This window comes from Lysobacter sp. Hz25, from assembly GCF_046097045.1.
GTDB classification, from domain to species: Bacteria; Pseudomonadota; Gammaproteobacteria; order Xanthomonadales; family Xanthomonadaceae; genus Lysobacter; species Lysobacter antibioticus_B.
The window spans coordinates 2,969,133-2,984,570 of the sequence record NZ_CP175666.1 but is presented as its reverse complement, the minus strand read 5'-3'; the positions used below and the strand labels follow the sequence as shown (position 1 = coordinate 2,984,570).

General features: G+C 59.3%; 15 protein-coding genes. 9 read left to right on the top strand and 6 right to left on the bottom strand.

Annotation, left to right across the window (positions count from 1 at the left end; all coding sequences use genetic code 11):
• Positions 1–51: 51 nt before the first annotated feature.
• A complete protein-coding gene (locus tag ACKN61_RS12600) occupies positions 52–210 on the top strand; it encodes a hypothetical protein (RefSeq protein ID WP_408953730.1) in 159 nt (52 codons plus the stop codon).
• A 39-nt stretch (positions 211–249) separates the two neighbouring features.
• On the opposite strand, the gene ACKN61_RS12595 is transcribed toward ACKN61_RS12600, so the two are convergent.
• The 3 genes from ACKN61_RS12595 to ACKN61_RS12585 all read right to left on the bottom strand — a co-directional run bounded on the left by ACKN61_RS12595 (position 250) and on the right by ACKN61_RS12585 (position 3,205).
• A complete protein-coding gene (locus tag ACKN61_RS12595) occupies positions 250–645 on the bottom strand; it encodes a hypothetical protein (RefSeq protein WP_408953729.1) in 396 nt (131 codons plus the stop codon).
• Between the two features lie 152 nt (positions 646–797).
• Complete coding sequence (locus ACKN61_RS12590; RefSeq protein WP_408953728.1) at positions 798–1,922, bottom strand: peptidyl-prolyl cis-trans isomerase; 1,125 nt, start codon at positions 1,920–1,922, stop codon at positions 798–800.
• Between the two features lie 239 nt (positions 1,923–2,161).
• Positions 2,162–3,205 carry a hypothetical protein gene (locus tag ACKN61_RS12585; RefSeq protein WP_408953727.1) on the bottom strand — a complete coding sequence of 348 codons (1,044 nt, stop codon included), beginning with the start codon at positions 3,203–3,205 and terminating at the stop codon, positions 2,162–2,164.
• Between the two features lie 141 nt (positions 3,206–3,346).
• Here ACKN61_RS12585 and ACKN61_RS12580 point away from each other — a divergent pair, with 141 nt between their 5' ends.
• Positions 3,347–3,856: a hypothetical protein gene (locus tag ACKN61_RS12580; RefSeq protein ID WP_408953726.1), complete on the top strand. Its 510-nt coding sequence runs from the start codon at positions 3,347–3,349 to the stop codon at positions 3,854–3,856.
• A gap of 29 nt (positions 3,857–3,885) precedes the next feature.
• Here ACKN61_RS12580 and ACKN61_RS12575 read toward each other — a convergent pair whose 3' ends face one another.
• Positions 3,886–4,209, bottom strand: coding sequence for a DUF3653 domain-containing protein (locus ACKN61_RS12575; RefSeq protein ID WP_408953725.1), 324 nt, complete (start codon positions 4,207–4,209; stop codon positions 3,886–3,888).
• 326 nt (positions 4,210–4,535) lie between these two features.
• Between ACKN61_RS12575 and ACKN61_RS12570 the strand changes: the two genes are divergently transcribed.
• Genes ACKN61_RS12570 through ACKN61_RS12540 form a run of 7 tightly spaced genes read left to right on the top strand, consistent with a single transcriptional unit; the run spans position 4,536 to position 13,643 of the window.
• On the top strand, positions 4,536–5,183 hold the full coding sequence (locus ACKN61_RS12570; protein WP_408953724.1) for a hypothetical protein: 648 nt from the start codon (positions 4,536–4,538) through the stop codon (positions 5,181–5,183).
• Positions 5,137–6,273, top strand: a complete 1,137-nt coding sequence (locus ACKN61_RS12565) for a helix-turn-helix domain-containing protein (protein ID WP_408953723.1) — start codon at positions 5,137–5,139, stop codon at positions 6,271–6,273. The genes ACKN61_RS12570 and ACKN61_RS12565 overlap by 47 nt, the downstream gene beginning before the upstream one ends.
• A gap of 37 nt (positions 6,274–6,310) precedes the next feature.
• Positions 6,311–8,674, top strand: a complete 2,364-nt coding sequence (gene hsdR, locus ACKN61_RS12560; RefSeq protein ID WP_408953722.1) for an EcoAI/FtnUII family type I restriction enzme subunit R — start codon at positions 6,311–6,313, stop codon at positions 8,672–8,674.
• 3 nt (positions 8,675–8,677) lie between these two features.
• A complete protein-coding gene (locus tag ACKN61_RS12555; protein ID WP_408953721.1) occupies positions 8,678–10,153 on the top strand; it encodes an N-6 DNA methylase in 1,476 nt (491 codons plus the stop codon).
• On the top strand, positions 10,150–11,760 hold the full coding sequence (locus tag ACKN61_RS12550; RefSeq protein WP_408953720.1) for a restriction endonuclease subunit S: 1,611 nt from the start codon (positions 10,150–10,152) through the stop codon (positions 11,758–11,760). The genes ACKN61_RS12555 and ACKN61_RS12550 overlap by 4 nt, the downstream gene beginning before the upstream one ends.
• On the top strand, positions 11,741–12,850 hold the full coding sequence (locus tag ACKN61_RS12545) for an SIR2 family protein (RefSeq protein WP_408953719.1): 1,110 nt from the start codon (positions 11,741–11,743) through the stop codon (positions 12,848–12,850). The genes ACKN61_RS12550 and ACKN61_RS12545 overlap by 20 nt, the downstream gene beginning before the upstream one ends.
• A gap of 58 nt (positions 12,851–12,908) precedes the next feature.
• Positions 12,909–13,643 carry a hypothetical protein gene (locus ACKN61_RS12540; RefSeq protein WP_408953718.1) on the top strand — a complete coding sequence of 245 codons (735 nt, stop codon included), beginning with the start codon at positions 12,909–12,911 and terminating at the stop codon, positions 13,641–13,643.
• On the opposite strand, the gene ACKN61_RS12535 is transcribed toward ACKN61_RS12540, so the two are convergent.
• Both ACKN61_RS12535 and ACKN61_RS12530 read right to left on the bottom strand, forming a co-directional pair.
• The gene (locus ACKN61_RS12535; RefSeq protein ID WP_408953717.1) at positions 13,621–14,637 is read right to left on the bottom strand and encodes a hypothetical protein; all 1,017 of its coding nucleotides are present in this window, start codon (positions 14,635–14,637) and stop codon (positions 13,621–13,623) included. The two genes, ACKN61_RS12540 and ACKN61_RS12535, sit on opposite strands and share 23 nt — an antisense overlap.
• 16 nt (positions 14,638–14,653) lie before the next feature.
• Entirely contained in the window at positions 14,654–15,295 is a 642-nt protein-coding gene (locus ACKN61_RS12530) for a tyrosine-type recombinase/integrase (protein WP_408953716.1), read from the bottom strand.
• Positions 15,296–15,438 lie beyond the last annotated feature (143 nt).

The following is a 15,438-nucleotide window of genomic DNA, read 5'->3' as shown; positions in this document are numbered from 1 at the left end:
TGGCCGGGGAAGGGGAGGGCTGCAGCATCGATCGCCGAACAACGCCCTCCAATGGCCGTCGAGAACGTGGACACGTTGCTCGATGGGATGCTCGACCAACATCGATTCGAAGTCTTCGATCGCAAACACGAAAACGTGCTCTACATCCTCGAGTGGAGCGGAGGGCTCGCTGCACGCGACAAACTGCGGGCCTGCGTCAAGGCCAAATAGAGATTCGGTCGGCAGGGGCCAGACCACCACGTCGCCGGGTCATTCCTTGCCCGTTTGCGAGGGTTCGCTATTGCGCAATGCAATCTGCCGCGCTTCGAGGCGGAGGATCTTGTCTTGCGCCTCGGCGATGACGGCCGGCGGAGCGCCGCTAGCGCGCGCTCGGTCCAGCAGGGCCTTCCACTTGGGCAGTTCCTGTTCCGCTGCCATCAGGTACTCCTGACGTAGCCGTCGCTGGCCTCGCAACTCGTATTCGCGATAACGGACGGGGTCGCTGAGTTCCCATGCGGTCGCACCGGGGGCCTGCGATTCCGCCACCGGGCGTTCGATCGGTGGGGCGCGATCGTCGCCGTGCTCGCGCGCTTCGGCCATCGTTTGCCAGGCCGGTGGCGACTGCGGTGGGATCGGAACGATGGGCCCTGGGGCGAGCTCCGCCATTGCGGCCGATCCAGCCCCTGCAGGCGTCTGCCGTGACAGATCGGCGGGGGCAGACGTCTCCGCTGAAGGCGGGCGAGCGCCGGGTGCGCCTGGCATAGCCAGCCACCACGCCGCGGCGCCGACCAGCAACACGGCAACCGCAATCGGCCACTTCATAGCCCCGACTCCAGCCGCTTCGGGGCGGTGCGGACGCCCAGGGCTGCCGGGTTGACCTCGATGCGCGCCTCGGCCAGAAGGCGCGCTCTCAGGCCGGCGAAGTTCGACGCGGCGCGCTGACGCGCAATCGCCTCGCTGGCGGCGAAGCGCACGGTTTCGCTGTCGGGTGGGTGCAACCCGGTCACGCGTTTGTCCACCTTGACGATGACCCAGCCCGGCGCCGCCGTTCCCGCCTCGGGCTCGCGGATCGGAGGCGATGCCGGTCCCGGCGGCTGCGCGAAGGCGAGCTGCGCGATCCACGAACGACGGGCGTTGTCGCTGTCGACCCATCGCGCGACGCCGTCGCCGGCGGCGCGGCGCCGCATCACGTCCTCGAAGCGCGCGCCCTTGCTCAGCTCGGCGGCGACGGCCCGCGCCTGGGCCTCGTCGGCGAAGCGCATCGACCGCATCGACACCTTTTCGGTACGCGTGAATTCGGCCTTGTGGCTGTCGTAGTACTTGCGAATGGCCGCGGCTTCGACGTTGCGCTGCAAGCGCTCGACTTCGGGGCTGCTGTAGTGCGGATCCTCGCCGCTGCCCAACAGGCGCGCCAGGGCATTGCGGCGGTTACGGTCCGCCACCAATTGCCGAAGCTGCTCCACGCCGGCGGCGCCCAGGCCGCTGTTCTGAGCGACCCAGCCCAGCGCGAAGCGGTCGCGAGCCAGTTGCCTGGCCTGCTGCATCGCGAAGCCGGCATCGAATCGATACAAGGCATCGCGCCCTTGCACGTCCTGCCGTTCCCAGACGTCGTACAGGGTGATGCGATACGACTGCGTCCCGACGCGGCCGTCGATCAAAGGCAGGTCCTTCAACTTCGCCGCGCGCGCAGCCGGCAGGCGGTCGTCCAGGCGCAGCTTGCCTCCTCTGTCCAGCAGGGCGACGAGGCGCTCGCGGGTCAGCGGATGGCGCTTCACGATATAGCCTTCGGCCGGCCCCATCGCCTTCGCCAGGGGCTCGCGAAAGGCCGCCTGCAAGGTCGTCGCCAGCGACGCTTCGACCGACGCCTGCGGGGAAAATCGCACCCGCTCGCCGACAAACAGCTTCGCATCGTCGTAGCGGCGTTGCGCATAGCCGCCGAGCACGCGATCCTCGGCCGCGGCCGTCACGACCTGCGAAGGCGTGACGCCGGGCTTGTGCTCGCGCACCACACGCAACAGCGCGTCCAGCGCGGCCGTGGACAAGGTCCAGTCGTTCACCCGCAGCGCGCTGCGCGGTTCCGGCAAAGTGCCGTCGATCGGCACGCCGGACACCGCGAGTGCCGGCGCGGAGAAGAGCAGGGCGGTGATCAGCCCTGCCACGAATCCCATCGCCGAAAACGGCCTCACGGCGATAGACGCTCCGCCGCGCGGTCGAGCACACGCACCACCATGGCGATGGCGCGCGGCACTGTCTTGCGCGACACCTCGAGGCGGTCGGAGTAGGCCGTGGACGACAGCGCCAGCGCGCCGTTCTGGTAGGTATAGGCGCCGAGCTGGTGGATCAGCGGACGCACGTCGGTGGCGGTGGCCGAGAGTGCCGGGATATCGTTCAGCGCCAGCTTCACCAGCGCCGGGTCGTTGAGCTTCTCGGTGTAGTAGTAGTTCTCGACCCAGCCTTCGTAATCGGAATGGTTGTTGCCCGAGGTCGACCAGGTGTGCTGCGGCACGCTGACGTCGGTGGTGTGCAGAATGAAACCCAGCGACTGCGCGGTCGGGCTGGAGAGAAATTGCGTGAACCAGTATTGGCCGAGATTGGAGATCGGCTGGAACGGCATCTTCTGGAAGTCGGCGTACATCGACGCGCTCGAGCTGCTGCCGATGCGGTACTTGCTCTCGGTCACGCCGTAGGTGTTATAGCGGCTGGTATCGCCGAACCAACCCTTCATGCCGCCAGCGCCGTCGTCCAGATGGTCGTTCCACAACCAGTCGGCGGCCAGGTTGTCGATGTCGCCCTTCATCACGCTGCGCTCGTAGTTGTAGCCGCCGTAGGTGTTGCCGTGCACGTCGCGGCTATTGGCGTGGTCCTGGAAGTGCCAGTACGAGGTGTAGTTGACGAGAGACGAGGTGGTGCCCCACAACGGCGCCTTCACGCAATCGCCGGTGATCGCGCCGCAGATGTAGGTATCGGAGAAATCGTCGACGTCGTAGGCGCCCTGACCGATCGCCGCAGCGAAGGTGTCGATGGTGTAACCCGCGGCCTGCACACCGGCCAGCAAGCGGTTGTAGTTGGTGATGCCCGGATTGGCTTTCATGAAGGCCACCGCATCGAGGACGATGCGGCGATGGACTTCCTGCTTATGCGCCTGCGCAGCGGCGCTGGTGAGCAACAGGGCAGCGGCACAGGCGGCAGCCGCAGTGTGACGAAGAGCACGGGATAACACGGGCATGGCCATAATCTCCGGGCGAAAAATTGCCCGGAATGATGAGCAGCGGATATGACAGCGCTGCGTCAGGTGCGGCGCCCGAGGCAAGGCCCGAGGCGAGAGACCTCTGTTATTCTGACTTCACGGAATGGGCTAGGGGGCTCCATGAAGGCACGGATCGCTTTGCTGTTGTTGTTCGCGGTTACCACGCATGCCGCGGCGCAGTCGTTTCACAAGTGCGTCCAAGGCGGCAAAACCATCTATATGGACGGGCCATGCGATACGCCGCAGCCTGGCGACGGCATCATTCGCAAATGCGTCGATTCGCGGGGTGACGTCACCTATCAGAACGAAGCCTGTCCGGTAGGGCATCGTGAATCCAAGACACGGTCTTTCGTGCCTGATGCGCCGCTGACGGCCCAACAAAAAGAAGCTGCACGACTTCGCGCTCAACGCGCCCGCGCCGAGTCCGCTTATCTGTCGCGAATGGCCGGCACCGACGGCTATCCCAGGCCGCGCCCGCAAGGGACACGGATTACGGCGGCTTCCGGCGGCAGCGCCTGCGAGGACATGAAACGCAGGCGCGATGCGTATCTTGAGTCGGAACAGGGCCGGCATACCGGCTACGACGGGCGCAGAGCCTGGAACGATCGCGTCTACGACGCCTGCAAATGAAAAGCTCCTGACGGGGCCTTCGTTATCGGCTAACCAACGGCCAGGCCATTTACGCGGTACTCGCCGAGGTCGACCACGACGACTTTGACCAGTTGCCGCGTCGACTTCCTTGCGGCGTTCCTGCTGCTCGCTGCATCCCGTCGTTGTTCAAAGTCCTGACGCCAAGCCAGGCCACGTAGTCGCTCAGGACTGAAGCGTTCGCCGTCGGGCGTTATCAAGTCGCGGCCTCGCAGTCGCCAACCGGCCCAGGGTCCGGTCAGATCGAGGTGGTTGTAGGCCTCTCGATGCAGCAGCGCAGCGGCGCAGTCATTGGGGCAAGGACTGTTATCGGGCCAGCAAGGCGGGCGAGTCATCTGGGGATCCTGGTTAGCGGGAGCGGGTCGCGAGCCCAGTGCACGCTGGGTGACCGCACTCCCATCTATTACTTCGTAATCTTGGTATAAATTGTCTATGTTGCATCGAAGTAATCTCATTTTTCTCGGGCAAAATTGTAAAAAGCCCATCAACGACTGTTGCAGATGGACGCGAGCCCTCTTTGTTGCACTCTAGCTCACCCATAGGCGCAACGTCGGAGCCTGGGCGGAACGAGGCACCCACAAAGGTGTTGCGTAATGGAGTTGACAAACTCCGAAAACAGCATAATTATTGACTTGACAGAACTCCATTTGGGAACAGTAAAGTGGAAAAACTGGCAAGTCCCGTAGAAATCTCCGAAGAGTTGGCCCCGGAACGCCTGAGCATCATCGCGCAGCTGATGCTCGAGGTTCTTCATAAGGCTCTCCTCGACGCCAGCACTGAACACGACTGCGCCTATACCCAAGGCACTCTCCCTTGGGGGCGCATCCGCAATGCGCTGAGGCAGCTCGTCGCTTCACGGCGTTATCCATGGCTCACCATCAAGCACGCCGGTAACGACCTGTTGATCGGACTCGGGCCGCATCCGGTGCGCTTCTTTCTGGATGACCACCTTAATCCGCGCAAGATTCGCGTGCTGAATCCGACCGATAGTGAAATGCACCAGTTGGAGTTGCTGCCCGAAAGCGGCGACAAGTCGGTGGATCTGTGGCGCTTCATCGTGGAACGAGCGCTCACCGAGGATGATGAACATCGCGTCTTTTTCGTAGGGTACAACCGGATGAAAGAGGTTGTTGCTCAGTGGCAATACACCGATTCGGCTCGCACCTTCTTCGCCGTGGATGACTACATCCCGGCTGCAGCCGAACTCCCGCCGATTGATCTGGCACCTATCTACGACGACGAAGCAACATCTGGTGATTCCTATGAAGCCAACCCTTCCAACAACACCATTGGTGACCGAGACGTTTAACGGGGGGCAGCTTCGGCTCGCGCGTCATTTTTGGGGAAAGACACTCAATGACGTGTCGATCGACATCGACAAAACCCGTCAATACATATCTCAGCTAGAGACCGGCAAAGCCAAACCTCGATCAGACGACCCGATAGTCCTTGCTTTGGCGGATTCCCTCCAGGTCATGCCGGCGTTCTTTTACAAGTCTGCCAGTACTTTATTGTCTGAAGATCAGGCGCATTTCCGAAAGTTGGCCTCCACGAAGACTAGTACTCGGCAGCGGGTACTGGCGATGGGCACGATTTTCGATCAGGTTGTTGAGTTCATCGACACGAAGGTGAAGTTGCCAGAAGTCGATTTCCCGGATGTTTCCGGCGCTCACACCGCTGAGGAAATCGAGCTTGCGGCGGAGCGTGTTCGCCGCCACTGGTCACTTGGCGTAGGGCCGATTGCTCACATGGTTCGCGTGGTGGAGCGCGCCGGTGCCGTCGTCGCATTTTTTAAGGATGCCTCAACCGAGGTCGATGCGCTGTCGATCACGTCGCGCCGCCCCGTGATTGTCCGGAACGATGCAAAAACGAGCCCATTTCGCATGCGTTTCGACATTGCCCACGAACTCGGACATCTGGTCCTGCACGAAGGTCATGTCACCGGAGATCGCAAGACCGAAACGGAGGCTAATAGGTTCGCTTCGGCGTTCCTCATGCCTCGCTCGACCTTCATGAAGGTTTTCCCCAAACGTGGGAGCCGCATCGATTGGGCGGGCATCCGAGCTTTGAAGCTGGAATTCCAAGTCAGTAAGGCCGCGATTTTGTACCGAGCAAAGTCCCTAGAGTTGCTCGACGATGACCAATACCGTGGTGCTGTGATCACCTTGAAGAACCGAGGCGAGGCGATTCAGGAGGCTGAGGACGCGTTTTGCCAGAAGGAAGAGGCAGAGATCGTAACCAAGGCGCTGGACGTTCTTCGCGTTCATCACAAGCTCGGTCGGGATGCGGTGGCCAGGCAATTGGACGTAAATCCTGCGCTACTCGCTCAGATTTTGCCCGCCAGCCCGGAGCTTGACGTGCCCCCGCGGGCGAAGCCCATGTTGCAGCTAGTAAAGTAACCCCACGTAGCTATTGCGAGCCGGACACGCCAAGCAAATGAACAAGAAACTCCTTTCAGAGACGGACATCCGTTCGAAATTCATTACGCCGGCGCTTTGCGGCCCAAACGGCGCGGGGTGGGATTTGATGACCCAGCTCAAGGAGGAGGCTTACTTCACGAAGGGGCGAGTCGTCGTGCGCGGGAAGACCGTTCATCGGGGCGCGGCCAAGAAGGCCGACTACCTTCTCTACTACAAACCCAACCTGCCGATCGCAGTAATCGAGGCCAAGGACAACAATCACACCATCGGCGACGGCATGCAGCAGGCGCTGGAATACGCGGAGATCTTGGATGTGCCCTTTGCCTACAGTTGCAACGGCGACGCATTCCTGGAGCACGATCGTACGGCCACCAACGGGACCGTGACCCGCGAGATTCCACTGGATAAGTTTCCATCGCCCGAGGAGTTGTGGACACGTCTCTGCGCTGCCAAAGGATTGACCCAGCCACAGATTGCCGTCAGCACCCAAGATTACTACGACGATGGATCCCGAAAATCACCGCGCTACTACCAGCTCATCGCGATCAACCGCACCGTCGAAGCCATCGCTCGCGGGGGAAATCGCATTCTACTCGTCATGGCCACCGGTACGGGCAAGACCTACACTGCCTTCCAGATCATCTGGCGGCTTTGGAAGTCAGGATCCAAGAAACGCATCCTATTTCTGGTGGATCGCAACATCCTAGCCGATCAGACCAAGACCAACGACTTCAAGCCCTTTGGTACTGCGATGACAAAGATCGTCAATCGCACGGTAGACAAGGCGTTTGAAATCTATCTATGCCTCTACCAAGCCGTTACCGGCACGGAGGAGGACAAAAACATCTATAAGCAGTTCTCGCCCGATTTCTTCGATCTTGTGGTCGTCGATGAGTGTCATCGCGGCAGCGCCGACGACGATGCAGCTTGGCGGCAGGTGCTGGAATACTTCTCCTCCGCCACGCAGATTGGCCTGACGGCCACGCCCAAGGAGACCAAGGACGTTTCCAACATCGAATACTTCGGCGAGCCGATCTACACCTATTCGTTGCGCCAAGGCATCGCCGACGGGTTTCTAGCGCCCTACAAGGTCGTACGCATCGGCCTCGACAAGGACGTTCTCGGCTGGCGACCAGAGCAGGGGCAGGTGGACAAATACGGCAATCTCATCGAGGACCGCGAATACAACCTGAGCGACTATGATCGGAATCTCATTCTCGAAAAGCGCACAGAACTAGTCGCCGCGAAGGTCACAGAGTTTCTTCGCGCCACAAACCGTTTTGCAAAGACCATCATTTTCTGCGAGACCACTGACCACGCTGATCGCATGCGGCAGGCTATGGTAAACGCCAATCCAGATCTCGCTGCAGCCAACAGCAAATACGTCATGCGCATCACCGGCGATGACGACGAGGGCAAGGCCCAGCTCGACAACTTCATCGACCCGGAGGCCACCTATCCCGTCGTAGCCTGCACCTCGCGACTTATGAGCACCGGCGTGGATGCTCAGACCTGCCAGCTCATCGTCCTCGACAAACGCATCGCTTCGATGACGGAGTTCAAGCAAATCATTGGGCGTGGCACGCGCATAAACGAGGACTATGGCAAGCTCTTCTTCACCATCATGGATTTTCGCGGGGCAACCGCACTGTTCGCCGATCCGACCTTCGACGGCGACCCCGTGCAGATCTACGAGCCTGGCCCGGACGATCCTCCCGTACCGCCCGTGGAGCCATCGCCTAGCAGCGAACCCCCTGATGCCCCCATTCCTCCCGATCCCGGCCTCGGTCCCGGCGGCGATGGGTCGGAGCCGCCCCGGCGCTATGTAGTCAATAACGTCCCTGTTTCTGTCGCCGTGGAGCGCGTTCAGTATCTAGACGAAGACGCTCGCCTCATTACTGAGTCGTTGACCGATTACACCTGCAAGACCGTCCGTAATACCTACGCTACCCTCGATGCATTCTTGACCGTCTGGAACGATGCCGAGAAGAAGCAGGCCGTACTTGAGGAGCTCGCCACCAAGGGCGTTTTCCTCGATGAACTCGCCGAGCAGGTCGGGCGCGATTACGACGCTTTTGACCTCGTCTGCCATGTGGCATTCGATGCGCCACCGCTGACTCGCAAGGAGCGCGCCGAGAAGGTGAAGAAGCGCGACATTTTTGGCAAATATGGCGATAAAGCCCGTGCTGTCATTGATGCCTTGCTCCAGAAATATGCCGACAGCGGCATAGCTAGCGTGGAATCAATGGACATTCTCAAAGTCACTCCGCTGCCGTCCCTCGGCACCCCTACGGAAATCGTCAATCTCTTTGGCGGGAAGCGAGCCTATCTCGCCGCGATCCGCGAACTCGAAACCGCCCTTTACCAAGAAGCTGCCTGATCCATGCCCAACGTCTCGAACCTCGTCAAAACCATCCAGGACATCATGCGCAAAGACGCCGGCACCTACGGCGACGCGCAGCGCCTCGAACAACTGGGCTGGATGTTTTTCCTCAAGATCTTCGACGATCGCGAAAAGGAACTCGAACTCCTGCGCGACGATTACAAGTCTCCTCTCCCGCAGCACCTGGGCTGGTCGGACTGGGCTTTGGACGAGGAGGGCATGACTGGCGACAAGCTCCTCGACTTTGTCAACAATGCCCTCCTACCAAAACTGAAGAACCTGACGGTCGGCGGTGACCGCGTGTCCGGCCTCATCCGCGCCGCGTTCGAAGACGCCAACAACTACATGAAGAACGGCACGTTGATGAGGCAGGTCATCAACAAGATCAATGGCATCGACTTCAATGCTTCCGATGACCGCCACATGTTCGGCGACATCTACGAAAAGCTGCTCAAGGACCTTCAGTCCGCAGGCAACGCAGGTGAGTTCTACACCCCGCGCGCCGTCACTCAGTTCATTGTGGAACAAGTCAATCCGCGCCTCGGCGAGACCCTACTCGATCCCGCCTGCGGTACCGGCGGCTTTCTGGTCTGCGCCATTGAGCATCTGCGCAAACAAGCGAAGACCGATGCTGACGAGCGCATCATCCAGGAGTGCTTCGCCGGCATCGAGAAGAAGCACCTTCCGCACGTCCTATGCATGACGAATCTCCTGCTACATGGAATTGACGTGCCCGCCAACGTCCGGCACGACAACACGCTTGCCCGTCCGCTGCGTGACTGGGGCCCGAAGGAGCGCGTGGATGTCATCGTCACCAATCCGCCCTTCGGCGGCATGGAGGAGGACGGTATCGAGGCCAACTATCCCGCCGAGTTCCGCACCCGCGAGACCGCGGACCTCTTCCTCGTGCTACTCATGAAGCTCCTCAAGCCCGGTGGTCGCGCCGGGGTCGTGCTTCCCGACGGCACTCTCTTCGGCGAAGGCGTGAAGACGCGCATCAAGGAGGCTCTCCTTACCGAGTGCAACCTCCACACCATCGTCCGCCTGCCCAATGGGGTCTTCAATCCCTACACCGGAATCCGCACCAACCTGCTCTTCTTCACCAAGGGAGCGCCGACGAGTGACGTCTGGTACTACGAGCATCCGTATCCGCCCGGTGCCAAGAGCTACAACAAGGGCAAGCCCATTCGCATCGAGGAGTTCGAGCCCGAGAAAGCGTGGTGGGGCGATGAAGCCGATGGCTTTGCGGCCCGGGTGGAAAGCGAATACGCCTGGCGCGTCTCACTCGCCCAGATCAAGGCCGGTAACTTCAACCTCGACCTCAAGAACCCGCACAACCCCGACGCCAGCCCCGGCGACGTGGACCACCTGCTACCGGAATACGAAAAGCTCCTCGCCCAGATCGCCGAGACCCGCGCGAAACTGAAACAGGAGCTGCGTCAGGCCCTCGCAGCTACCGCCGGAACGGTCGGATGAAGCTAGAGACGTTTTTCGAGAAGTTTGAGCAGTTCACAGAGGCGCCCGACGCGGTGGCGAAGATGCGCGAACTGGTGCTTCAGCTCGCGATGCAAGGAAAGCTTGTCGAGCAAAAGCCGGCCGAAGGCGATGTCAGCGCTCTACTCGAAGCGATTGCAGTTGCTCGCAAGAATGGTCACGCCAAAGCGAGCAAAGAGATCGAATCGGAGGATTCATTTGCTGTGGAGGGCTGGCATCAGGTGCCGGCTTCGTGGCGGTGGGTTCCACTCCGAGCTATCGGAGACATCGTCGGAGGCGGCACCCCTCGTTCCGACAACTCAGACTACTTCGCCGACGACGGAATTCCTTGGCTTACTCCAGCGGACCTTAACGGCTTCAAGGAGAAAAGAATTCTTCGCGGACGTCGTTGCATAACAAAGAAAGGTCTTGAAGAGAGCTCAGCGCGACTCCTACCCATCGGTTCTGTTCTCTTCTCCAGCCGAGCGCCGATTGGCTACGTTGCGATTTCCGGAACCAACCTGGCAACCAATCAAGGATTCAAGTCCTGCGTCCCGTTCATCACTGAAACGAACGAGTTTCTTTATTACTACCTGAAAAGCGCGGCCGCTCGCATCGACCGTGAAGCTTCGGGAACTACCTTCCGCGAAGTGTCTGGGAAGATCGTGTCTCAGATTCCGGTGCCCCTTGCGCCCCTCGCCGAGCAGAAGCGGATCGTGGCAAAGGTGGATGAGCTGATGGCTTTGTGTGATCTGTTGGAGGACCAGCAGCAGGAAAGGGCGGCGCGGCGCGATGCCCTGGTGCGGGCATCGCTGGCCCGCTTCGCCGGAGCGCCCACCCCGGCCAACCTCAATTCGCTCTTCCATTCTTCTTTCAGCATTTCTCCGTCAGACTTACGTAAGTTGATCCTTACTCTCGCTGTCCAAGGCAAACTCGTCGCCCAAGACTCAGACGATGAACCGTTGGAAGATTCTGCAGAATGCGATTCACTGTTTGACCTTCCGCCAAGCTGGCGATGGCAACCGCTCGGAACCTTGGGACTTTGCAGAACCGGAAAGACTCCGCCAACAAGCGACCCTGAGAATTATGGTGAAGGATTCCCTTTCATAGGTCCCGGGCAGATCACTGTGAGCGGCCGTTTCACTGCGGCCGAAAAGAGCATTACAGCCAAGGGGTTGGCGAACAGCACGGAGGCAAGTTCCTGCGACATTCTCATGGTGTGTATTGGTGGCTCTATTGGTAAGGCGGCAATCTGCCGAGAATCAATTGGATTCAATCAGCAGATTAATTCGCTGCGGCTGAAGCGCGACGTGCCAGAGTTCATCTATATCGCGGTTACGGCGGATTACTTTCAGGATCAAGTTCGCGAAAGCGCTTCGGGTTCTGCGACTCCGATCATCAACAAAGGGAAATGGGAGCGAATTCCAGTTCCAATCCCCCCCGTCGCCGAACAACGCCGGATCGTGGCGAAGATGGACGAACTCATGACTCTGGTGGACTCGCTCGAAGCTCAGCTTGCCACCGCCCGTGCCGCCGCCGCGAACCTCCTCGCTGCCGCCGTCGCCGAGCTCACGTACGGGAAGGAAGCCGATGCCGACGTTGAAGTTTGATCCAGAAGCTACCGTCGAGGAAATCGCCGGCATCGGTCGCCACGCTGCCTTCGACGCCGTGGTGGACGACAAGGGTGACGAGGCCATCCAGGTCGTCTGCAAGCGAGCCGACGGCACCGAAATTCCTTTGGCCAATCCCGCTCGCGCCTTCTATTTCGGCGACCGAATCCTCTACAAGGAGGAGGCCTCCCGCTATGACCTTGGAGAAAAGCAACGGGTACTCAACTCCGACCTGTTTCCTCGCAATGAAAAGCGTTTCGACGAACTGAAGCGCGCCTGCCAGCGCGGTTTCGTTATTCCCTTCGTTGGCGCGGGTATGTCTAAGAGCGCGGGATGCCCGGAGTGGAAGGAATACCTGCTCAATCTCTGTCCCGAGTCGGGATTCGATGAAGCGACGATGCGTCAGCGCCTGGAAGACCACGGAGACTACGAGGGCGTCATGCACGACCTCGTGACGAAACTGGGAGAGGCGCGGTTCAATCTCGATTTCGAGCGAGATTTCACGCCCCCGGGTGACCTCGCTTGCGCCGTTCTAAGGCTACCCGACCTCTTCGACAACTGCGTCATCACCACAAATTTCGACCGCGTGCTGGAGATGGCCTACGAGAAGTGCGGGAAAGGCTTTGTGGAAAAGACCACTGGCCGCGCTCCGACTGGCTCCATCAACGCCTTCTATCGGGCCATCCCCGCCGGTGACCGGCACCTGCTCAAACTTCACGGCAATCTCAATAACGCCGCCGAGCGCGTGCTAAATCGTGGGGAATACGACTCCGCCTATGGCAACGATGGCAACATCCACTTTGATTTTCCTCTACCTAAGCTCCTGAAACGCCTTTACACCAGTTTCAGTTTCCTCTTTCTTGGCTGCAGTCTGAGCTACGATCGCACCATCCAGACTTTCGCTAAGATAGCCCAGGACTTGGGTGCGGACTCGCTCCCGCACCATTACGCCATCCTCGCCAGCCCTGGCGACGCGGCCAAGAGAGTTAGTCTCGAACAACGCCTCGCCGATGCACACATCTCGGCTATCTGGTTTCCCGAGGGCGAGTATCAGTACATCGATGCAATGTTGGAGCTTCTCAGCGCCTGATGGGTCCGACGCGCGAGCCGACGCGCGTTGCATTTACGTATATAAAAAGGGGAATGAAATGACCACGGCACGCAAGCGTGTGGCTGAAGCCGCACTCAGAGTCATTAGGGCGAACCCGGACGGAATTCGCTGGGCGGATCTGCACCGCGCCGTGCGTGCCGCGCTCCCTGACGAGAACCCGAACACGGTCAACGGCTCACTCCATCATTTCCGCGTCCACTTGCCGGAGGGCGTCTCGCGTCCGGATCGAGGCGTCTACGCCATCGGTGGCGGAGTCACCAAAGAACCGGCGCCTACGGCAACGCCTGCCGCGTCCAAGCACCGGGAGGCAGATTTCTATCAGCCTTTTGCTGATTTCCTTGTAGGCGACCTTGAAGAGGCCACGCGTGCCGAGCCCATCGGCGGCAACGGGGCAGGCGGAAAGTGGGGGACTCCAGACGTGATAGGCCTCTATGAAGCCAGACCTTCCGATCCGATTAAGTTCACCACCGAAGTCGTGGCCGTCGAAATCAAGATCGATGCACAGAGCCTTATCGTCGCTTTTGGCCAGGCTTGCGCGTACAAGCTCTTCGCACATCGCGTATATATCGCCGTGCCGCGAAACTCCAACCCGAATGATTTGAAGCGCCTCGACGCACTTGCGGGTGTTGTCGGTATTGGCTTAGTCAAATTCAATGCGGATGATCCGGAGAATCCAGAGTTCCAGGTAATGGTGCGCGCCGCAAAGCACGAGCCGGATTACTTCTACACCAATGACGTTCTGTCGAGCTTCAAACGGGAGTTCGGACTGTAATAGCTGAACGACGAGCTATCGGGGGAGGCGCAATGAAGTTTCTTAAAATATCGCCAATGATGCGCTGACTCGCTTCCAGCGTCGATTTCATCCCAAATATTTTTTCAGCTGAGTCCTGGCCGCTTTCCCGCGATCGTCGATCGATCTCTGCGAATATTGGAGTCCACTCTTGCTTCACCCGCCGTGGCAGCGGCTTCGTGGCTGTGGAGTTCCGCTGCTTGACCATGCGAAATGTCAGATGCACCGTCGAAAATGCTTCTTGTGGCTCATGACGTACCCGCATGTCTCGCAACGTCAGCATTGAGATTTGAATGGGGCGCATTCCAAATTGATAGCAGCAAAGCAGCATGGCGGCTTCTCGAAGCTCGTCATCACCCATGGATTCGCCTGACTTCAATGCAGCATCGTTCAAATACCTGACGACCGCGGCTTCGCCATTGACAGACAGGAAAGCATCGCCTGAACGAACGGATGCATATTTGTCCATGTAGGGCAGGGGTAGGGCAGAAATGACATCGTTGTAGGACTCCGCCCAACCTCCAATTCGATACCTAGAAATCACCCTGAGCAAGGTCTTCATGCAAAGATACACATCTCGCTGCAGCTGTTTTGCAGTCAGTACCGCCCAGCATGATTGAACATTCGCTGGTCCAGTCTCGAAAAACTTGGCAACATCACTCACACTCAGACGCTTTCCAGCTAGCACGTAATTTGCAGCAGTTCGCGCAGCCAGGTCTGCGCCGAGCAGATGCAGAAACACATGTTTGAGCAGGGCGACAAGGGCATCAGAACGCAGATCGAATGAAATCGGGAGGATTCGACCATCAGCATGGATATCGAATCGTTCCAAATTTTGCGGGTAACGTATCGTACGGAGCTTGCCTTCGTAGTCGTCGTAGTACCGGATTGCGGGCGGCAACGGCGGGAGTTGAGAGGCGAAGTCGCGAAGGATCGCTTCGCTTGGCAATTGATCTTGCTCGCGCAGTAAAGGCATCGAAGGCTCCGGGCCGTTATGACGGTAGCGCGCTTAGAATTGCGACGCGTTCATCCAGGTCGTTATTCCAGATCGACGAAAGCCGGTCGTCAAACACCGCGCGGGCATATCGGGTCGGCATCTGCGAATCTTTGGACCATCCAAAGAATCCCCGGATCTTCTGCAGAGCCTCATCCATGTGATCGCCTTGCTGAAGCAGCTGATTCAAACGAACGACTGCGCATGTGTGGCGAAGGTCATGCGGCGTAACTGAACTTTTTCCGGTGCGATCCTTTAGCTCCTTAAGAACAAGAGGAGGGAGCGCTCGCGATATCTTGGTGAACATCTTCGTCAGGGACTCCGTCGACAATGGGCTATCCTGCTGAGTGTTCAGAAGAAACGCGTGGTTTGGTTTCCCTCGGTAATTCTCGACATACGCTTGGATTAGTCCGGCCATCACATCACTTACAGGGAGTTGGCGCACGGAGCTTGCGGTCTTGATGCTAGGTCGCGAGCACCTCGGGTCATCTTCTTCATCCGAATAGTTGCTTTTTTGCACGTTTAGCCAATTGCGCGAGCGTTGCTGTTTTTTATCGAAACCACTTTTCACGACATCAGCCGTAAGCAGCAGCATTTCACTTCGCCTAAGTCCTTGGTGGAGCATCAACAGGAAAGCCATGAAGGCTAGCCACCTGGCGTGCACCCGCGGAAACGGATTGTTCGCTGACGATGGATCCAGAACTTCATACAGTGCCTCAACTACAACACTCGGCAACGAGCGAATCTGGCTCGTTGTCATAGGCCTTCGGACGTGCAGTTGGC